Origin of the sequence: Nitrospirillum pindoramense, assembly GCF_007827955.1 — a bacterium.
Lineage (GTDB): Bacteria > Pseudomonadota > Alphaproteobacteria > Azospirillales > Azospirillaceae > Nitrospirillum > Nitrospirillum amazonense_B.
Window position 1 is genome coordinate 309,396 of record NZ_VITR01000004.1, and the last position, 18,040, is coordinate 327,435.

20 protein-coding genes are annotated in these 18,040 nt (G+C 65.1%); 8 read left to right on the plus strand and 12 right to left on the minus strand.

What is annotated here, in order from left to right; genetic code table 11:
* Positions 1–85: 85 nt before the first annotated feature.
* On the minus strand, positions 86–2,284 hold the full coding sequence (locus FBZ90_RS08565; RefSeq protein ID WP_145730994.1) for a TonB-dependent receptor: 2,199 nt from the start codon (positions 2,282–2,284) through the stop codon (positions 86–88).
* A 655-nt stretch (positions 2,285–2,939) separates the two neighbouring features.
* Here FBZ90_RS08565 and FBZ90_RS08570 point away from each other — a divergent pair.
* On the plus strand, positions 2,940–3,974 hold the full coding sequence (locus tag FBZ90_RS08570; RefSeq protein WP_145730996.1) for a LacI family DNA-binding transcriptional regulator: 1,035 nt from the start codon (positions 2,940–2,942) through the stop codon (positions 3,972–3,974).
* A 95-nt stretch (positions 3,975–4,069) separates the two neighbouring features.
* A complete protein-coding gene (locus tag FBZ90_RS08575; RefSeq protein ID WP_145730998.1) occupies positions 4,070–5,359 on the plus strand; it encodes an Hsp70 family protein in 1,290 nt (429 codons plus the stop codon).
* Positions 5,360–5,429: 70 nt separating this feature from the next.
* Here the strand turns inward: FBZ90_RS08575 and FBZ90_RS08580 are convergent, their stop codons facing one another.
* The 6 genes from FBZ90_RS08580 to FBZ90_RS08605 all read right to left on the minus strand — a co-directional run bounded on the left by FBZ90_RS08580 (position 5,430) and on the right by FBZ90_RS08605 (position 8,389).
* Positions 5,430–5,579 (minus strand): entericidin A/B family lipoprotein, encoded by a 150-nt coding sequence (locus tag FBZ90_RS08580; RefSeq protein ID WP_211101951.1) that lies wholly within the window; start codon positions 5,577–5,579, stop codon positions 5,430–5,432.
* 37 nt (positions 5,580–5,616) lie between these two features.
* Positions 5,617–6,078, minus strand: coding sequence for a hypothetical protein (locus tag FBZ90_RS08585; protein ID WP_145731000.1), 462 nt, complete (start codon positions 6,076–6,078; stop codon positions 5,617–5,619).
* 51 nt (positions 6,079–6,129) lie between these two features.
* Complete coding sequence (locus tag FBZ90_RS08590) at positions 6,130–6,378, minus strand: hypothetical protein (protein WP_145731002.1); 249 nt, start codon at positions 6,376–6,378, stop codon at positions 6,130–6,132.
* A 68-nt stretch (positions 6,379–6,446) separates the two neighbouring features.
* On the minus strand, positions 6,447–6,929 hold the full coding sequence (locus FBZ90_RS08595) for a ferritin-like domain-containing protein (protein ID WP_145731004.1): 483 nt from the start codon (positions 6,927–6,929) through the stop codon (positions 6,447–6,449).
* 277 nt (positions 6,930–7,206) lie between these two features.
* On the minus strand, positions 7,207–7,947 hold the full coding sequence (locus FBZ90_RS08600; protein ID WP_145731006.1) for a lipid-binding SYLF domain-containing protein: 741 nt from the start codon (positions 7,945–7,947) through the stop codon (positions 7,207–7,209).
* Positions 7,948–8,185: 238 nt separating this feature from the next.
* A complete protein-coding gene (locus tag FBZ90_RS08605) occupies positions 8,186–8,389 on the minus strand; it encodes a CsbD family protein (protein ID WP_145731008.1) in 204 nt (67 codons plus the stop codon).
* Between the two features lie 493 nt (positions 8,390–8,882).
* On the opposite strand from FBZ90_RS08605, the gene FBZ90_RS08610 reads away from it, so the two are divergent.
* Entirely contained in the window at positions 8,883–9,041 is a 159-nt protein-coding gene (locus FBZ90_RS08610) for a DUF3309 family protein (protein WP_145731010.1), read from the plus strand.
* A 400-nt stretch (positions 9,042–9,441) separates the two neighbouring features.
* The gene (locus tag FBZ90_RS08615; protein WP_186455673.1) at positions 9,442–10,020 is read left to right on the plus strand and encodes a TetR/AcrR family transcriptional regulator; all 579 of its coding nucleotides are present in this window, start codon (positions 9,442–9,444) and stop codon (positions 10,018–10,020) included.
* Between the two features lie 29 nt (positions 10,021–10,049).
* Here the strand turns inward: FBZ90_RS08615 and FBZ90_RS08620 are convergent, their stop codons facing one another.
* The 3 genes from FBZ90_RS08620 to FBZ90_RS08630 form a co-directional block, all read right to left on the minus strand.
* The gene (locus tag FBZ90_RS08620) at positions 10,050–11,138 is read right to left on the minus strand and encodes a GGDEF domain-containing protein (RefSeq protein ID WP_145731014.1); all 1,089 of its coding nucleotides are present in this window, start codon (positions 11,136–11,138) and stop codon (positions 10,050–10,052) included.
* Positions 11,139–11,385: 247 nt separating this feature from the next.
* Positions 11,386–11,724 carry a hypothetical protein gene (locus FBZ90_RS08625; RefSeq protein WP_145731017.1) on the minus strand — a complete coding sequence of 113 codons (339 nt, stop codon included), beginning with the start codon at positions 11,722–11,724 and terminating at the stop codon, positions 11,386–11,388.
* Positions 11,725–11,808: 84 nt separating this feature from the next.
* Positions 11,809–12,207, minus strand: coding sequence for an acyl-CoA thioesterase (locus FBZ90_RS08630; protein ID WP_145731019.1), 399 nt, complete (start codon positions 12,205–12,207; stop codon positions 11,809–11,811).
* Positions 12,208–12,417: 210 nt separating this feature from the next.
* Here FBZ90_RS08630 and FBZ90_RS08635 point away from each other — a divergent pair, with 210 nt between their 5' ends.
* Both FBZ90_RS08635 and FBZ90_RS08640 read left to right on the plus strand, forming a co-directional pair.
* Positions 12,418–13,680: a CaiB/BaiF CoA transferase family protein gene (locus FBZ90_RS08635; RefSeq protein WP_145731020.1), complete on the plus strand. Its 1,263-nt coding sequence runs from the start codon at positions 12,418–12,420 to the stop codon at positions 13,678–13,680.
* A gap of 73 nt (positions 13,681–13,753) precedes the next feature.
* A complete protein-coding gene (locus FBZ90_RS08640) occupies positions 13,754–14,629 on the plus strand; it encodes a dienelactone hydrolase family protein (RefSeq protein WP_145731022.1) in 876 nt (291 codons plus the stop codon).
* Positions 14,630–15,023: 394 nt separating this feature from the next.
* Here FBZ90_RS08640 and FBZ90_RS08645 read toward each other — a convergent pair whose 3' ends face one another.
* Positions 15,024–15,758: an SDR family NAD(P)-dependent oxidoreductase gene (locus FBZ90_RS08645; RefSeq protein ID WP_145731025.1), complete on the minus strand. Its 735-nt coding sequence runs from the start codon at positions 15,756–15,758 to the stop codon at positions 15,024–15,026.
* 110 nt (positions 15,759–15,868) lie between these two features.
* Complete coding sequence (locus FBZ90_RS08650) at positions 15,869–16,375, minus strand: Lrp/AsnC family transcriptional regulator (protein ID WP_246130223.1); 507 nt, start codon at positions 16,373–16,375, stop codon at positions 15,869–15,871.
* A 160-nt stretch (positions 16,376–16,535) separates the two neighbouring features.
* Here FBZ90_RS08650 and ald point away from each other — a divergent pair, with 160 nt between their 5' ends.
* Positions 16,536–17,651 carry an alanine dehydrogenase gene (gene ald, locus FBZ90_RS08655; protein ID WP_145731027.1) on the plus strand — a complete coding sequence of 372 codons (1,116 nt, stop codon included), beginning with the start codon at positions 16,536–16,538 and terminating at the stop codon, positions 17,649–17,651.
* Positions 17,652–17,823: 172 nt separating this feature from the next.
* Positions 17,824–18,027: a hypothetical protein gene (locus tag FBZ90_RS08660; protein ID WP_145731029.1), complete on the plus strand. Its 204-nt coding sequence runs from the start codon at positions 17,824–17,826 to the stop codon at positions 18,025–18,027.
* The last annotated feature ends 13 nt before the right edge of the window (positions 18,028–18,040 follow it).

The window sequence follows — 18,040 nt, forward strand, 5'->3', positions numbered from 1 at the left end:
AAAAAGGGGGCGTGCCGCCGGGGAAGGAGGTTCCTGCGGCACGCCCAGGGGAGTGAGGCAATAGCCTCGGGGGTTCGGGGAAGGTTTAGAAGTTGGCCGAGACCCTCACGCCGAAGGTGCGGGGCGGGGCGTAGGCGCCACTGCCGGCCAGCCGGTTACCAGACCCGTTGGTATCGGGGTTGGCCACCACCAGGACGGCGTTGTTCTCCAGGTTGCGGACATAGGCCATGACCCGCCAGCGGCGGTCGGCATCGTCATAGGCCAGCGACAGGTTGGTCTTGGTGTAGGCCTTCTGCTCTGTGACGGCGAAGTTGCGGTAGTCCAGGTTCTGGTCACCGACATAGACGCTGTCGACGCGGGCCGTGATCATGGCGCCGGATGCCAAGTCCCACATGTGCTGGTAGCCCAGGTTGATGGTCCATTCGGGCGACTTGGCCAGCCGGTTGCCGGTGTAGACGGCGGCGCTGTTGGGATGGAAGACATCGCCCGTGGCCAGGATGAAGTCGGTGTAGCGGGCGTGGATGTAGGACACGCTGCCATCCACGCGGTCGCTGCCGGTCAGCAGGGCGGCGCCCTCCACCTCCACGCCATAGACCTCGGCCGTGCCGGCGTTGACCGTGACGGTGGACGCCTGCCCCGCCACCTGGCCGATGGCGCTGACCTGGAAGTCCCGGTAGTCATAGTAGAAGCCCGTCAGGTTCAACTGCAGCCTCTTGTCCATGAACTGGTTCTTCAGCCCCACTTCGTAGGCGGTCAGCTTCTCCGGCTGGTAGGGGTTGTTGTTGGGCGGCTGGCCGTCACCATAGCCACCCGCCTTATAGCCCGTGCCAACAGAGGCGTAGAGCATGCTGTCCGGCGCCAGGTCGTATTCGGCGCCAGCCTTCCAGTTGGTGGAATTCCAGCTGAGATCCGCGTTGTTGAGATACAGCGCGGAGCCGCCGACATAAGTGTTGCCGACGATGTGGCCAAAGGCCTCGGTGGCGCCGGTGCGGGCCTTGGCATCCTCGGTGTAGCGTAGGCCGCCGGTCACCCGCAGGCTGTCGGTCAGGCTGTAGGTCGCCTGGGCGAACGCCGCCTTGGACTCCTCTGACACCTTGGGCTGGACGAAGGCCAACGAGGTGATGCCGGCAACGGGGTCCAACGCGAACAGGACGTCGTTGTTTTCCTTGAAATAGTAGAGGCCCGCCACCCACTTCAGCGGTCCGTCGCTGTTGGCCAGCCGCAACTCATGCGAGGTCTGGTTCTCGTCGGAGCGGAAGATGGTGGACGCGCAATAGGGACCGGACGGCGCCTGGCAGGTGCCGCTTTGCGTGGAACCACCGTGGGTCCGGTCAGTATCCTCGCGATAGCTGCCGACATAGGTCAGCGTGGCGAAGCCCAGGTCCCAATCGGTGGTCAGCCCCACGCCCTTGTTGGTGTGGTTCAGGCTGCCGTCCGCCGACATGGGGAAGGTGTAGGGCGAGCCGAACTTGGCGTACTGGCCGATGGGGCCGTTGGCATAGCCCACGCCGCCCTCGTGGAACACATCCAGCGACAGCAGGGCCTTGAACGTCTCGCTGGGCTTCAACTGGATTTGCAGGCGGCCGGCCTGGGTATCCTCATCATTGAAATTGCTGGAACGGCCGTTGTTGGTATAGCCGTCGTGGCGGCTGGTCTGGAAGGCGGCGCGGACGGCCAGGGTATCGGTCAGCGGCACGTTGAGCATGCCGGACGTCTGCAGGCTGTTGTAATTGCCGTAATCCAGCGAGGCGTTGCCTTCAAACTTGTCGCTGGGTCGCTTGGTGATGACGTTGATGCTGCCGGCCGTGGCGTTGCGGCCATAGAGCGTGCCCTGGGGGCCGCGCAGCACCTCGATACGGTCGACGTCGTACAGCGCGCCGATGGCGGCGCGGGAACGCGCCATGTACACGCCATCGACGTTAAAGGCCACAGCGGGGTCGCCGACCTCGGTGTCGTTGGTGCTGCCGATACCGCGGATGGCGATCTGGACGGAACCGCCATTATTGCCCACGGCCAGGCCGGGCACCATGTTGTTCAGGTCGGTGGAACTGGACACGCCGCGCTGCTGCAGGGTGTCGCCGGAAAAGGCGGTGATGGCGATGGGGGTCCGCTGCGTCGTTTCCTCGCGCCGTTCGGCGGTGACGACGATGTCTTCCAACTGCTGCTGGGCCGACGCCCCCTGGGGCGCGTTCTGCGGAGCGGGCGCGGTGGCCGTCTGGGCCAGGGCGGGCGCGGTGATCAGGCTGGCCAGCGCGGTGGCGGCCAACAGGGCGTATGTACGCATTTCTCCCATTTCTCCCAATTCTGCTTCTTTATTGTTGTGGTCGCGGGGGACAGCCCCCAGGTGGCGGACCCTTGATGCCTCTGTCGTGCCTCTTCGGGGTTCGCTTGAGCATGAGCATCCCCACGCCGACCCCGGGTTCAGGGCCGGATGGCGCCACAAGCGGGCGCACCGTGGCGGGCATCGCGACGATGGTCCCTGACGGGGATGGTTCGGGCTCCAGGCAAGACCCGTCCCTTCACCGTCGCCTTTGGGCGGGCGCGATGGCTCATATCCGGTGATGGTCGTTTAAAAGGCGGCCGCCTTACCGGCTGGTCACGCGCCCTAACGCCCGTGCGTCACGCATGGTTGTCTCTCCCGTTTGTTTGGGCCCCCGCCTTGTCGTTCCGGTCTTTCAGGGCGGCGATGACAGCGCTGTCCCTAATGCCTAAAAAATTTGGGGCCTTCGTTGGCCCCTTTTTGTTATCATCGAGAACAACACCGCGCAAGAGGATTTCTTCAACCCGATTAATCCCGACATGCCGTTTCCATTCGCCGCCGCCAGCGGGCTTTCAGGCGCTATCTTTGCGTGACACCGGTGATATGATCCCGACGCCGTCCAGGGGCACGGCGGCGATCGGCGCGCAAGGGCATAAAGTCTGGTTGGAGTTGAGGGGCATTGAGCAAGGCCACCATTTACGATGTCGCCCGCGCGGCCAACGTCTCCATCAAGACGGTGTCCCGTGTCCTGAACGGTGAGCCGAAGGCCAGCCCCGAAACCCGCGCCCGGGTGATGGAGGCGGCGCGCACCCTGAATTACACGCCCAGCCTGTCGGCCCGCGCCCTGTCGGGGTCGCGCAGTTTCCTGATCGCCCTGGTTTCCCCCGGCGGTGTGTCGGACAACGCCATGCTGTACGTCACCGAACTGCAGTTGGGCGCCATCCAGGCCTGCCGCGCCGGCGGCTACCATTTATTGACGGAATACGTGGACCTGGGGGCATCCGATTTCGGCGCCCTGACGGAAACGCTGGTGTCCACCTTGCGGGTGGATGGCGTCATCCTGATACCGCCCCTGTGCGACAACCCGCAGCTGTTGTCCCTGTTGGCCGACCGTGGCGTCAATTGCGTGCGCATCTCCCCCACCCTGGATACCCACGGGGATGAGAAATGGGGATGGGGCGTGGACATCGACAATTACCAGGCCGCCTTCCAGATGACGCGCCACCTCATGGACCAGGGGCATCGCGACATCGGCTTCATCCAGGGCCACCCCTTGCACGCCGCCGCCGCACAGCGTGAGGCGGGCTATCGGGACGCCCTGTTCGACGGCGGGGCCATTCCCGAACGGCTGATCCAACCGGGGATGTTCACCTTCGACAGCGCCCTGCCCGCCGCCCGCGCCCTTCTCGGCCAGAAGCAGCGCCCCACCGCCATCTTCGCCGCCAACGACAGCATGGCCATGGCCGTGCTGTCCGTCGCCTACAGGATGGGCATCCCCGTGCCCGGCGCCCTGTCGGTCGCCGGCATCGACGACCTGCCCGCCGCCAGTGTCGTCTGTCCCCCTTTGACCACCGTCCGCCAGCCGGTGGTGGAAATGGGGGCCGCCGCCGCCCGTTTCATCATCAACCGCACCGCCGGACAAGTGGGCAACTACCTGAAGCAGGTGTTCGATCATAGCCTGGTGGTCCGGGAATCGACGGCCCCGCCGGCGTGACCGCCCTTTTTCCTGGCGGCCCAGAATGATTTCCGTTACAAACCGCGCCCCCAATTAAAAATCCGGTTGTTTCGGCCGTCGTTGGAGCGCGCATCATGGGCTATTGCGGCCTGGACTTTGGAACGTCGAACAGCACCCTGGGCATCGTCGACGTCCGCGATGGGCAAGAGCCTCACGCCCGCCTGCTGCCGCTGGAGGGGGAGGAAACCACCCTGCCCAGCGCCCTATTCTTCGACTTCGCCGCCAAGCGCGAGGAATTCGGCCGCGCCGCCATCCAGATTTATGCGGAGGGTGCCGACGGCCGCCTGATGCGGTCGCTGAAGTCGGTGCTGGGCACCGACCTGATCGACATGGAAACGCAGCTGGACCGGCGCCGCATCAGCTTCCGCGATGTGCTCAAGACCCTGTTGCGGGAGATCAAGCGCCGGGCGGAAGACCAGGCTGGCCGTCCCCTGACCCAGGTGGTCCACGGTCGCCCGGTGCATTTCGTGGATGGCGACGACGCGGCCGACCAGCGGGCGGAGACCGCGTTGGCGGAGATCGCGCGCGACATCGGCTATACCGACGTCTCGTTCCAGTTCGAACCCATCGCCGCGGCCCTGGATTATGAGCGCCAGGTGAACGCGGAAGAGATCGCGCTGATCGCCGACATCGGCGGCGGCACCTCCGACTTTTCCATTGTGCGCATCGGGCCGGAACGGCGGCGGGTGGCGGACCGGGGCCAGGACATCCTGGCCAGCACCGGCGTGCGCATCGGCGGCACCGATTTCGACCGCCTGCTGTCGCTTCATGGCGTGATGCCGCACCTGGGTTACCAGTCGCGGATGAAGCGCGCCGGCCTGCTGGCCCCCAACAGCTATTTCAACGACTTGGCCACCTGGTCCAAGATCAACTTCCTCTATGCACCGAAGGTTATGGCGGAACTGCGGCAGGTGCTGCGGGAGTCCGCGCGCCCCGAGTTGATCGAACGGCTGATCCAGGTGGTGGAGGAGCATCTGGGCCACCGCGTCGCCATGACGGTGGAGCGCACCAAGATCCGCCTCAGCGCCACCGCCGCGCAGCCGGGCGGGACGGACCTGGTGGTCGAGATTCCGTTCGACTTCATCGAGCGGGGACTGGTCATGCCCTTCACCGTCCCCGGCTTCGCGGCCGCGACCACGCCGCTCACCGACGGCATCGCCGGCATGATCCGCAAGGCGCTGGCCGACAGCGGCCTGACCCGCGACAGGATCGACGCGGTGTTCCTGACCGGCGGCTCCACCCTGTTGCCCAACGTGCGTGCCAGCATCCTGCGCGAGCTTCCCGACGCGCGGGTGGTGGAGGGCGACAAGTTCGGTTCCGTCGGGCTGGGCCTGACGCTGGAGGCCATGCGCCGGTATGGTTGATACCAACAGGAAAACACCCGCCGGGGACCTCCTCGGCGGGTGTTTTCTTGAAAGGCCGGTCTCAGCAAGGTCACGGCGTGTCCTTGCGAGCCTCCTTGCTGATGGCGTCACCGGTCGCGGAGATGTCCTGGCCGGCGCCGGCGGTCGTATGGCAGGCGCTGACCAGCGCCCCCATGCCCAGCATGGATAAAAGAACAAGCGCGCGCAGTTTGGTAGACATCGTGGCCCTCCTCATGGGCTAGGGGTTGCTATTTCTGTCACTTGCGGACGGGACGGGTGCCGGCATTGCCGACGACCAGTCCGGCCACCACCGCGGCCAGCAGGGCCGGCACCTTGTGCTTGACCACCAGGCGCTGGGCCTCGGCCAACAGCACCTCGGGGTCCAGGTCCAGCGCCGGGTTCACCGCCGGAGGCGGTGGCTCCCGCCGGTTCAGCGTCATGCGCATCACCAGCAACAGGATCAGGCACAGGACCACCAGGGCCAGCCCCACCAGGGCCGGCGTCCAGACAGGTCCCATGGTCGGTTCCAAGCCGGCCCACAGGGCCGCGCACAGGAAACCGACGGCGCCGATGACCGCGAGCATCGCCAGCACACCGGTGATGACCAGGGTCACCACCCCGTCCACCAGCGGGGCCGGAGAGGACCGTTGCACCGGACCAAAGGGGATCACCCCCAGTTGCGACAAGGCCATGACGGCCAGCTTGGTCCAGCCTTCCATCAACGCTCCCCTTGTTCGACTTGCGGCTCTTCCGTCGCCTGCCGTCCGACGTCAGCGGGATAGCAGGCGGCTGGCGATGAAGCCGGCGGAAAAAGCCAGAAGCAGGCTGGTGATGGGCTGCGCCTCCACCTGGGTGCCGACGGCCTTGGCCGCGGCCTCGCCCTTGGCCGCCAGCGTCCGGTACAGGTCGTTGGCCTCCGCCTTGATGGCGTCGGTCAGGTGATCAGCGTCCTCCCGCGCGGCGTTGCGCACGGACCGGGCGGCGGTGGCCGCGGCATCGATGGTTTCGCTCTTCATCATCCTCTCCTTTGCTTGTTCAGGGGGCGCGCCTTAACGCCCCTGCGTCCGCGGCCCAGGAAATCAGCCGCTTAATTCCGCTCAAGCGCGTGCTTGAGGGTGCTCATCTGGTCATGGTCGGCCTTGATGCTGTCATAGCAGGTGGCCACGACCTCACGGGCCGGCATGGGCAGATCGCCCTGCAACGCCTTTTCGAAGCTGGACTTGATGTCATCCTCGCCAGCCTCGACAGCGGCGACGACGCTCTGGTCGCTACCCGTGACGGCGTTCTTGAGGTTGACGAACATGCGCCGGGCGGCCCCCAGCACGGTGCCATCGGTTTCCGGCTGGCCGCCCAGACTGATCACCTCCGCCTGTAGGGCGGTGGTCAACTGGCGACGTTGGCGTGCCCGTGTGGAGAACAGCGTCTTGAAGCTGTCGTTGGTCGACTCCTCCGCAGCGTCCTTGTAGCCAAGGGCGCTGTCCAGGGTCTTCTCGATCAGGTCGTTCAGCACCTTGATCGATTGTTCGGTAACGGCGGAGGGGGTGGTCGGCGGAACGGTGGGGGGGATCATCGTCTGCTCCTCTCCTGGAGTGATTGCTCCTGTCGCGATTGTCACGCCGTAAAGTTTTGTTCAGCATGACCTACAATAAACAAACAAATACACAGAATAGTTTCCATAAATCGCTTTATTATAACTTACTGCATATCAATCTCGTTTAACGCGATCACCTCTATATCTTTGGCATCAATAAATGGCCTCCATGCCTTTGAATCAACGCCAACATCCGGTTGATGAAAGACGGTTGGGGAAGGGCGGTCGCCCTTCCCCAACCGCTGGCGCAAACGGTTTAGCGGATGGACGCCAGGTTCTTGCGCAACCCATCGGCATCGGCATTCTTGGCGCTGCGCGCGGTCACGATGGCCGAGACCGTTTCCGGCTTGCCGTAATAGGCCTCATTCCAGCTGTCGCGCGGCTTCAGGATGGAACCGTTGAGCGTCAAGCCGGCATACGCGCCGCTGGCGGACGCCCAGACGATGATGTCGCCATTCAGCGAGGTCGGGGTGGCCGCCTCGGCGGTGGACCCCAGGGTCACCACGGCGAGGCCCGCCTGGGCACCGATCTTGAACTCATCCTGCAACACCGAGGTCAGGGCCTTGTCGCTCATGATGAACATGACCAGTTCAGCCTGCTCGACACCAATCTGCAGGCCGAACGACGCGGAGCCCAAGGTATAGAAGGCGGGATAGCTGAAGTCGCCATTGGGACCACGGGTCAACAGCACGGCATCGCCGCCCTCACCGCCCACGAAGAATCCGCCCTTGATCAGCTGCGGAACGATCAGCACACCCTTGGCACGGCGCATCAGGTCACGGGCGTTGCCGAATTCCTTGTCCTTGCGCAAATCGTCGACGGTGACGCGGGCCCGTTCAACCAGATTGCTCTGATCGGTGCCGTGCGTGGCCGCGGCCAGCGCATGCGGCGCCGACACCGTCATGGCGCCGAAGACCATGAGCGCCGACAGGGCGGCGGGGATGATCCGGGAGTGTAGGGACGGCTTGGCCGCCGTCGACGTGTACGACACAGGCATTATCGTCGCTCCATTATTGGGCCGGCCGTCAAGTCCGGCCAAGCCATCGCCGTCGGGCACCCCGACGGCGGAGGGGGTTGATGGGAAGGGCGCATTCGGCCGCCCCTTCCGATAGCCGGGGGCACCCGCCGCCCCGACCGCGGAGTCCCCCAGGAAGGAATCCTCCTGGGGGCTGGCGGTGACGGCGCGGACGCCGTCACCGGTGCGGCGGCGGGCGCAGCGGCAAACCACGGCCGCCTTACTCGCCCAGGGCCTTCTTGGCCGTGTCCTTCAGCGCTTTTCCGGCCTCCTGGATTTTGCCGGCGGCGTTCTGGGCGTGGCCCTCGACCTTCTTGGCCTTGCCTTCAGCGGCCATCTGATCGTCACCCAAGACCTTGCCGGCCGTTTCCTTGACGGCGCCGCCGGCGATCTTGGCGTTACCTTCGATGCGGTTCTTGTTCATGGTCGTCCTCCTCAGCTGGGTTGCGATGGGGGCGCGTGGATCACTTCCGGTTCCGAACCGGAAAGTTTCCATTCGCCCCATGGGGTCTGCCCCGGAGCGGGCAAAAACGTCCCAAGAGTTGACGTGTCACTGACCAAACAATGTTCAGCACGCCATGTGGCGGGAATGTGGCGTGTCTGGGCGGATACTGCGGCAATTGCCATTAAAAGATGAAGTAGGCGATTGGAAGAAAATGACCTTATTTATTTAGTCAGGCCTCGGTTCGGTGCGCGGCAATATCGATACGACCTATTATCTATGACCTAACCTTTGCTTACGCATCACCCAGCAAATTGGAATATATCAAGGCCGCGCAGCATATCAGCGGAAAGTGCTTTATATCCCTTATTCGGCAGATAAGCCGTTTGACGTGTCAGCAAATCTACAAAAACATGTTTTGGTCATAATGATTTTTCATGATCGCAACGCCTTCCGATTTCTAAGAGAGGCCGCCATGAATCTTGGAACCATCATCCTGATCATTTTAATCCTGTTCCTGATCGGCGCCCTGCCGACCTGGCCCCACAGCGTCCACTGGGGATATTATCCAGCCGGTGGCTTGGGCACGGTGATCGTCATCGTGCTCATCCTGATCCTGATTGGCCGGCTTTAATTTCCACTTCAGTCCCGGCCACCCTCCGTCTCGGACAGCCCCGGCAAGTCACTTGCCGGGGCTGTCGCTTTTCCCGGTGTCCGATAAACCCTCGGCCCACCATCCAGTTCCCCTCTTCTCGTTAATTTTCTGACCCGATGTTGCCGTCGCACGTCTTGTTTGTTGCTGGCCGATGGGATAAGACCGATTGGATAAGGGATGCATGCAGCCAGGTCAGGGGGGCTGCGGTCGACCTGCTGGACAGCCGTGCCGGGCCATCTCCGTCCAGGAAGCCATCCACGAAATTCCAATGTCCTTTGAGCGTGATGACAGGCCCATGACTGACACTGCCCTTGCCCAGGTCCCCCAACAGCGTTCCGTTCGTGGCCGCCCGCGCTGTGACAAATCCCGTCACGCGATCTTGAGCAGCGCCTACGATTTGTTGGTCCAGGAGGGCTTGTCCGGCTTCACCATCGAGGCGGTCGCGGCCCGGTCCGGATGCGCCAAGACAACCATCTATCGATGGTGGCCGACCAAGGGCGCGCTGGCCGTCGCCTCATTGCTGGAGGTGGTTGAGGTTGCCGCCCCCATCCGGGCCACGGGGTCCGCGCGACGCGACCTTGAAAGCATGGTGGAGGTCATGGCCGGCACCATGGCGGGCCCTATGGGCCGGGTGATCGCGAGCATCATCGTCGAGGGACAGAACAATCCCGAAGTCCTGGAGACCTATTGCACGCAGGTGCTGAACCCCCGCCGGGAACGTATCCGCGAAATCCTGCACCATGGGGTGCGGTCCGGGGAGCTGGCGCCGGACCTGGATGAAACGGTCGTGGTGGAACTGCTCTACAACACGCTGTACAGCCGCCTGCTGATCCGTCACCAGCCGGTGGATGAGCCCGGATGGACGCAGCGCCTGGTGGCGGCCGTCCTGGGCCCCACCCGCGCCCAGCCGGCACCCAGGCCCCTGCGTGTGCACAGCGACGCGCTGTATCCCGCCTAATCGCCTACCTCACGCTACGGTGGGCGCCCTCAGGCCGCCACGGACACGCGGTTACGGCCGGCGTTCTTGGCCGCATAGAGGGCTTCGTCCGCCCGGGCCAGCAAGCCGTCGACCGTTTCGTCGTCATCCACCAGCTCGGTGACCCCAAGGCTGCAGGTCAGGGTGACGCTGACATCGGGCGTGAGGGCGACAGGCGTCGCCGCGACGGCGGCGCGCAACCGTTCGGCCACCCGCTCCGCCTCCGCCCGGCCTGTTTGCGGCAGCACGATCACGAATTCCTCCCCACCGAAGCGGCCGATGACATCGGTCTCACGGATGGTGGCGCGGCATAGCTCGACAACGGCCAGGATGGCGTGGTCCCCCGCCTGGTGTCCCCAAGTGTCGTTGATGCGTTTGAAATGGTCGATGTCCAGCATCAGCACCGACAGGGGGCCGCCATAGCGCCGCGCGCGCACCATCTCACGGGCCGCTGTCTCGGTGATGTGGCGGCGCGTCCCCGCCCCCGTCAGGCTGTCGGTGATGGCGACCAGACGCAGCAGGCGCTGGTTCTCATAATTGGTGTAGTTGATCTGCTCGAACGCGAAGAGCACGCAGATGAACATGGCACCCACCGGACCCAGCAGCAGTGGATACTTCACATATTCAAAGTCACGCGCGAAGCCGATGGCGCCGGCCGCCGGCGGCAAGGCGATGATCAGCACCATGAAAAGGGTGCCGGTGGTGAAGGGCACATACTGCATCACCAGCAACGGCAGAAAGGTGAAGAACAGGAATCCGGAAAACTGGGCCTGCATACCGTGGTCTAGACGGTTCAGCACCTCGATGAACAGCATCTGACACGTGAACGCGCCCAGGAACGCATAGGCCGTGGTCAGACGGCGCGGCACACGGAAATGAAGCAACAAGGCGTGCAGCAGGATGATGCCCGACATCAGCAGGCGAAGGCCGATGGTCCGTTGCGCCCCCTCGGTGTCAATGACGTAGTCCCAGCCCCAGAGGCCGCTGACGGTGATGGACGTGGCCACCGTCATGATGATGCTGAACAACCGGTGATGGTCGAACTTATCGTCGACATAGGCCCGGTTCGGCCAAACGACCTGTTTGATATGGTGGCCCACCGGGTCCGTTCCCTGTTTTACCGTCAGAAACCCCAATGAGGGTGAAGGAGACGGGGTCCCATTCCTCCCGCATGCCGGGCGATGACGGTATTCCTGGCTATGGTGCCATGGCGAGGAAGGATTACGCCAGTGCTCATGGCGCGAGTAACCGACCCCTCACCCAATGCCCCGATTCCGGGTGACGGTTTTGACTGATCGCGGCGTCGGAATAATTTTCTATCTTTTTATCGAAACCTTGTTGCCCGCCTCAAGACTTGCGGGCGGGCTTTGAGGACGCGGCCTGGCCATAGGCCTTGGCGGCAACCTCGGGCTTCTTCATTTCTTCCATCAACTTCATGGCGAACCGGCCACCGTCGTGGCGTGACTGTAGAAACGTCATCACCACGTCACGGGCCGCCTGGCGATCAAACGGAATATCGCTGGGCGCCTCGGCTGAGGCCCCACTCCCGCCCCCACTGGCGGCGGGCGCCGCCCGCGCCGTCTGCATGCGCTCCGCCGCGGCCGCGGCTTTTTCAAGCACCTGGGGGTCGATCCGCCGGCGGATGGCGCGGATCTGGCGCAGCAGTTCGTCACGGGGGTCGGCCATGGCGGGGTCCACCTGGAATGGGATGCCCAGATACAGTGCGCATCCCCGCCCCCGGATGTCGAGGGAACTTTGGCCGAGCCTTTCTCAGCCCTCCAGAGGAGGCAATGGACGCGGCCGCCGATTCTCGTCAATGGCGACGAAGGTGAAGACGGCCTCTGTCACCTTGTTGCTGTCGTCGGCGTCGCGGCTGCGGCGCCAGGCCTCCACCTCAATGCGCATCGAGGTGCGCCCCCGCGACACCAGCCGGCCGAACAGGCTGACCTCGTCCCCCACGAATACCGGCCCCAGGAAGGCGATGGCGTCCACCGCCACGGTGGCGGCGCGGCCCCGGGCCAGACGGGCCGCCACATTGCCCGCCGCCAGGTCCATCTGCGACATCAGCCAGCCGCCGAAAATATCGCCGGCGGGATTGGTGTCGGCGGGCATGGCGATGGTGCGGATGACGGGAATCTCGTCGGGCATCTTGGCGTTCTTATCGAGCATCGGGAACCTCGGGTTCGGCAGGGCAATAGTTAGGACATCAGAGCGTGAAACGCGGTCCAGGGGAAGCGCGGGCTTCGCCGTGGCGCCCATGCGTCTCCTGCCCTGGAGCAGCCAGGAACCACAGCCAATGCACCCTAGCCGCCGTCGCCGCGGCCTGTGTAAGATCGCGCGATACGAACCGAGGGACCCCGCCAAGGGTAGCGCCGCGCCATGACCCAACCCATTCCCGCCACCGGCCCGCTGGCCGGCCTTAAGGTTCTGGACATGAGCCGGGTGCTGGCGGGGCCCAGCGCCACGCAGATCCTGGGGGATTTGGGCGCCGACGTGGTGAAGGTGGAGCGGCCCGGCCAGGGCGACGACACCCGCACCTGGGGGCCGCCCTTTCTGAAGGACGACGCCGGGCAGGACACGGGGGAGAGCGCCTATTACCTGTCGGCCAACCGCAACAAGCGCTCACTGACCCTGGATTTCACGACACCGGCCGGCAAGGCCCTGGCCCTGCAACTGGTCAGCCACGCCGACGTGCTGGTGGAGAATTACAAGACCGGGACCCTGGCGCGCTATGGGCTGTCGTATGAGGATTTGCGGGACGCCTACCCCCGCCTGATCTATTGTTCCATCACCGGGTTCGGCCACACCGGGCCGTATGCCGCGCGGGCCGGCTATGACTATCTGGTTCAGGGCATGGGCGGCTTCATGTCCCTGACCGGGGAGCCGGAGGGCCAGCCGCTGAAGGCGGGTGTGGCCGTGGCCGACCTGATGACCGGCACCTACGCCGCCATCGCCATCCTGGCGGCCCTGCGCCACCGCGACCTTACCGGCCGGGGACAGGCCATCGACCTGTCGCTGTTCGACACCCAGGTGGCCTGGCTTTCCCATCCGGGCCAGTATTACCTGACCAGCGGCCAGTTGGCGCCGCGCGTGGGCAACGCCCATCCCACCATCGTGCCCTACCAGACCTTCGCCACCAGTGACGGATGGATCATCCTGGCCATCGGCAACGATGAGCAGTTCGCCCGGTTCTGTCACCTGACGGGCAACGCGGCCTGGGCCGGCGATCCCCGTTTCGCCACCAACCAGGCGCGGGTGCGCCACCGCGACGTCCTGGTGCCCCTGGTCGCCACCGTCATGCAGGCGCAGACCAGTCAATTCTGGATCGACGCCTTGGAAACCCTGGGCGTCCCCTGCGGCCCCATCAACACCATCGACAAAGTGTTCGGCGACCCCCAGGTGGCGGCGCGGGATATGCGCGTCACCCTGCCCCACCCCCAGGCCGGCGGCACAGGCCCGGCGGGCGGCGGGCTGCCGGGCACGGTGGAACTGATCGGCAGCCCCATGAAGTTCAGCGACACTCCGGTCAATTACCGTCAGGCGCCGCCCACCCTGGGCCAGCACACCGACGCGGTGCTGCGCGACTGGCTACGATTGGATGAGGAGGAAATCGGACGCCTGCGGCATGCCGGCGCGCTGTGACCGCGACGCGGATCGGGCAGATTTCCAATATCTCCAACATAGAATAACAGCGGCAACCGAAGGGAACGTTTCCATGGACGACACTGGGATCAACCGCCGGGGCTTCGCCACGGCCGGCCTGGCCACGGGTTTCGCGCTGGCCGTGCTGCCGGTATCGGCCCAAACCATCATCACCGATGCCGACGACCTGGATGCGGGCATGGTGCAAGTGCCCGTGGCCGGTGGCGCCACCATGGCAGCGTACCGCGCCGTGCCCAAACGGACGGGCAAGGGCGGACACCATCCGGTGGTGTTGGTCGTACAGGAAATCTTCGGCTTGCATGAGCATATCCGTGACCTGTGCCGGCGCCTGGCCAAGTCGGGCTATTATGCCATCGCCCCCGACCTGTACTTCCGCCAGGGCGACGCCACCAAGGTGCCCGATATCCCCACGCTGATCCGCGACATCGTGTCCAAGGTGTCGGACGCCCAGGTCATGGCCGACCTGGACGCCACGGTGGCCCATCTGAAGACCGACAACCGGGCCGATACGCAGCGCATGGCCATCACCGGCTTCTGCTGGGGTGGGCGCATCGTCTGGCTCTACTCCGCCCACAACCCGGACCTGAAGGCGGGGGCCGCCTGGTACGGCCGGCTGGTGGGCAACACCGACGCCGACCATCCCAAGAACCCCATTGATCTGGTGGATCAGTTGAACGCCCCCGTGTTGGGCCTCTATGGCGCCAAGGATGAGGGCATTCCCGTCGCCAGCGTTGAACAGATGCGGACCGCCCTGGCCAAGGGCAACAAGGCCGCAGACACGAGCGAGTTGAGGGTGTTCCCGGAGTCAGGCCACGGCTTCAACGCCGATTACCGCCCCAGCTACAACCCTGTCGATGCCAAGATCGCGTGGAAACAGATGCTGGAGTGGTTCAACAAGCACGGCGTACCCTACGTGCCGCACGCTTGAGTGAATTGCTAAATTTCTTGGACAGGCCGCGACCGCGTCCGCCGGAGATTTCCGGGAAGCCGCGGGCGGACCGGCAATCGAGGACAGCCAAGGGCCGGAGGGCCCGCCGGCGCTTGAGGAATTAGGACAAGAAAAAGGCCCGCCTGCGGGGGAGCGGCGGGCCTTCATAGATGCCGGGCTGGGCGCGGGGAGCAACCCACCCGGACGGGGAAGCAGAAACGGGACCTTGGTCGCCGTTCCGGTACCGGAGAGGTTGGGGCCTTCCCCGGTACAAGAAGAAGCCTATGCCCGCCGGACCGACCCTGCTGTGACCAATATCACTACGGTGCGGAGCGTAAGCCGACGCAGCCATGCGTTAACCAACCTTGAATGCGCGCGCCCACGTCCCATGCGCTCAGTACAGGGCGATGCATTCGCCATGGCGGGTGTTGTCGGGCGCCACCAAGTCCAGGATGGTGGGTACGACGCGGGTGACCGGCGGCTGGGTATCCGGCTTTTCCCCAGGGAAAGCCTGGGCGCGCAGCTTGGTGGGCATGGGGCCCGGATCGACCAGGTTCACCTTCAGCGGACTTTGCAGGACCTCCCGGGCGTAGGTCAGCGCCATCATCTCCAACCCCGCCTTGGCCACGGCGTAGGCATTCCAATAGGCCACCGGCTCATGGCCGTAGCGGTCGGTGATGAAGACGGCGCGGCCCGCGTCAGAACCGCGCAGCAGCGGATCCAAGGTCCGGATCAGACGCATGTTGGCGGTCAGCGTCAGGGCCAGGACTTTGTCCCACTGCTTCACGTCGGCATGGGCCATGGGGCCGATGGCCCCCAGCATGCCGGCATTGGCGACCAGGATGTCCACCCGCTTGAACCGGTCCAGCAACGCCGGCCCCAGCACGTCCAGCTGCGCCGGGTCGGCCGCCATGTCCTGGGGGATCAGGGTGGCGGTGCCGCCGGCGGCGCGGATGGCGTCGTCCACCTCCTCCAGCCCGCCCACGGTGCGGGCGATCAGCACGACGTGCGCCCCTTCCGCCGCCAGCCCCTTGGCGACGGCGGCACCCAACCCGCGTGAAGCGCCGGTGACAACGGCGACACGGCCCTTGAGCCGACCGGGAACGGTGGGGGAGGCAGGCTCGGTCATGCGGGACACTTTCCTTGAAAAAAGGTTCTTTCAGCAACACGGTGGGCGCGAGATGCCCGCGCCTTACCGCAACGGCTGGCTTTGCGGTTTACGGCCTGGCATCGCGCCCGTCAATCGCCGCCCACGGTGACGACATCGGCCAGCGGCAGGGCGGTACGTTTCATGACCGTGCGCAGGGTGAAGCTGGAATGGACGCGGGCCACCCCCGGCAGGCGGGTCAGGATGCGGTTGTGCAGGGCCTCGTAATCGGCGGCACCGGCCACCACCACGCGCAGCAGGTAATCGCTGTCGCCGGACATCAGGTAGCATTCCATCACCTGCGGGCAGGTGGCCAACGCCTCCTCGAACGCGCGCAGATAGGGCTCCGTCTGTTTTTCCAGCGTCACCTGGACGAACACGCTCTCCGGCCGCCCGCAGGACGCTGGGTCCAGGATGGCGGTATAGCCGCTGATGATCCCCGCCTCCTCCATCGCCTTGACGCGGCGCAGGCAGGCGCTTTCCGACAGGTGGACGTGGGCGGCGAGTTCCGAATTGGGAATGCGGCCATGCTCCTGCAGCCGGGTCAGGATCGCACGATCAATCCTATCCAGCACCATTGTTCGCAGACCTTGGCGCATAGTGCACTTTCATCGGTGGTTTCTTGCGCATTGTGCGCCTGGCCTATCCCTGAACGCAAGGACATGCACCAGCCTTCGGCCTTATCTTGGCTTCCGAAATCGAGGCAACGGTTGCGCGACCGGACAGGCGGCGCCAACCCAGATGATCCGGGAGAAAACCATGCTGATCGGCGTTCCTAAGGAAATCAAAAACCACGAGTATCGCGTCGGTCTGATCCCCGGCAACGTGCGCCAGTTGGTGGCCCATGGCCACTCGGTCATCGTGCAGAAGAACGCCGGCACCGCCATCGGCCTGACGGACGAGCAGTACGCCGCCGCCGGCGCCACCCTGGTGGAGACGCCCGAAGAAATCTTCGCCAAGGCCGACATGATCGTGAAGGTGAAGGAGCCGCAGCCGCATGAGTGCCGCATGCTGCGCCCCGGCCAGGTCCTGTTCACCTACCTGCACCTGGCCCCCGATCCGGAGCAGACCGAGCTGCTGCTCGCCTCCGGCGCTATCTGCATCGCCTATGAGACCGTGACCGACGTTCGCGGCGGCCTGCCCCTGCTGGCCCCCATGAGCGAGGTCGCCGGCCGCATGTCCATCCAGGCTGGCGCCAAGTGCCTGGAGAAGAGCTACGGTGGTAACGGCATCCTGCTGGGCGGCGTGCCCGGCACCCCGGCCGCCAAGGTCGTGGTCATCGGCGGCGGCGTGGTCGGCCTGAACGCGGCCCGCATGGCCGTGGGCCTGGAAGCGGAAGTGACCGTGCTGGACAAGTCGCTGGACCGGCTGCGCCAGATCGACCAGCAGTACGGCCGCCGCGTCAACACGCTCTATGCCAACATCGACACCATCGAGCAGGCGGTGCTGGACGCCGACCTGGTCATCGGCGCCGTGCTGGTCCCGGGCGCCAACGCCCCGCGCGTCGTCACCAAGGAGATGGTGGCCAAGATGCGCCCCGGCAGCGTGCTGGTGGACGTGTCCATCGACCAGGGCGGTTGCTTCGAGACCTCGCACGCCACCACGCATGCCGAGCCCACCTACGTGGTGGACGGCGTCATCCACTACTGCGTGGCCAACATGCCCGGCGCCGTGGCCCGCACCTCCACCTTCGCCCTGAACAACGCCACCGCCCCCTTCGTCCTGGCCCTGGCCGACAAGGGCTGGCAGCAGGCCCTGGCCGATGACGTGCACCTGCGCAACGGCCTGAACGTGTTCCGCGGCAAGCTGACCCACCCGGCCCTGGTGGAAGAGGGCGACGCCCGCTACCTGGCCGCCGACAAGGCCATCGCCTGATCCTTCCAGGTCAGCGACAAGGGTTGAGTTGCGAAGGCCCGGCGGCGACGCCGGGCCTTTTCGCTGCCCGCTCCCCTGCCCCCAATCGACCTGCGACGCCATAACTCAAGCATTTTCCCTGGCCAGCCCGGCGACACACCGTCTAAGTTGTGTTTGTCTTGTGGGGGTGCCAATGACACTTACCGATGGGCTTTTGCTACTTCTCTTGTTCGGTGGCGGTTTCGGCCTTTGGAACCTGTCTGACCTCCTCGAGGCCAAGGAAGAGGAAGTCCGCGAACGGGCGCGGAAACTGAAGCTGGAAAACGACCGCGAAGAATGGCGGCTGAAGCAGGAACAGGGCGCCGCCTTGCCCCAACCGCTACCTGAGCATCCCTGACCGACGGGAAAGG

What these genes read in the sequence shown, in the direction of transcription:
- FBZ90_RS08565 (WP_145730994.1), bottom strand. Translation starts at nt 2,284, where the DNA reads ATGCGTACATACGCCCTGTTGGCCGCCACCGCGCTGGCCAGCCTGATC.
- FBZ90_RS08575 (WP_145730998.1), top strand. Translation starts at nt 4,070, where the DNA reads ATGGGCTATTGCGGCCTGGACTTTGGAACGTCGAACAGCACCCTGGGC.
- FBZ90_RS08580 (WP_211101951.1), bottom strand. Translation starts at nt 5,579, where the DNA reads ATGTCTACCAAACTGCGCGCGCTTGTTCTTTTATCCATGCTGGGCATG.
- FBZ90_RS08585 (WP_145731000.1), bottom strand. Translation starts at nt 6,078, where the DNA reads ATGGAAGGCTGGACCAAGCTGGCCGTCATGGCCTTGTCGCAACTGGGG.
- FBZ90_RS08590 (WP_145731002.1), bottom strand. Translation starts at nt 6,378, where the DNA reads ATGATGAAGAGCGAAACCATCGATGCCGCGGCCACCGCCGCCCGGTCC.
- FBZ90_RS08595 (WP_145731004.1), bottom strand. Translation starts at nt 6,929, where the DNA reads ATGATCCCCCCCACCGTTCCGCCGACCACCCCCTCCGCCGTTACCGAA.
- FBZ90_RS08600 (WP_145731006.1), bottom strand. Translation starts at nt 7,947, where the DNA reads ATGCCTGTGTCGTACACGTCGACGGCGGCCAAGCCGTCCCTACACTCC.
- FBZ90_RS08605 (WP_145731008.1), bottom strand. Translation starts at nt 8,389, where the DNA reads ATGAACAAGAACCGCATCGAAGGTAACGCCAAGATCGCCGGCGGCGCC.
- FBZ90_RS08610 (WP_145731010.1), top strand. Translation starts at nt 8,883, where the DNA reads ATGAATCTTGGAACCATCATCCTGATCATTTTAATCCTGTTCCTGATC.
- FBZ90_RS08625 (WP_145731017.1), bottom strand. Translation starts at nt 11,724, where the DNA reads ATGGCCGACCCCCGTGACGAACTGCTGCGCCAGATCCGCGCCATCCGC.
- FBZ90_RS08630 (WP_145731019.1), bottom strand. Translation starts at nt 12,207, where the DNA reads ATGCTCGATAAGAACGCCAAGATGCCCGACGAGATTCCCGTCATCCGC.
- FBZ90_RS08635 (WP_145731020.1), top strand. Translation starts at nt 12,418, where the DNA reads ATGACCCAACCCATTCCCGCCACCGGCCCGCTGGCCGGCCTTAAGGTT.
- FBZ90_RS08640 (WP_145731022.1), top strand. Translation starts at nt 13,754, where the DNA reads ATGGACGACACTGGGATCAACCGCCGGGGCTTCGCCACGGCCGGCCTG.
- FBZ90_RS08645 (WP_145731025.1), bottom strand. Translation starts at nt 15,758, where the DNA reads ATGACCGAGCCTGCCTCCCCCACCGTTCCCGGTCGGCTCAAGGGCCGT.
- FBZ90_RS08650 (WP_246130223.1), bottom strand. Translation starts at nt 16,375, where the DNA reads ATGCGCCAAGGTCTGCGAACAATGGTGCTGGATAGGATTGATCGTGCG.
- ald (WP_145731027.1), top strand. Translation starts at nt 16,536, where the DNA reads ATGCTGATCGGCGTTCCTAAGGAAATCAAAAACCACGAGTATCGCGTC.
- FBZ90_RS08660 (WP_145731029.1), top strand. Translation starts at nt 17,824, where the DNA reads ATGACACTTACCGATGGGCTTTTGCTACTTCTCTTGTTCGGTGGCGGT.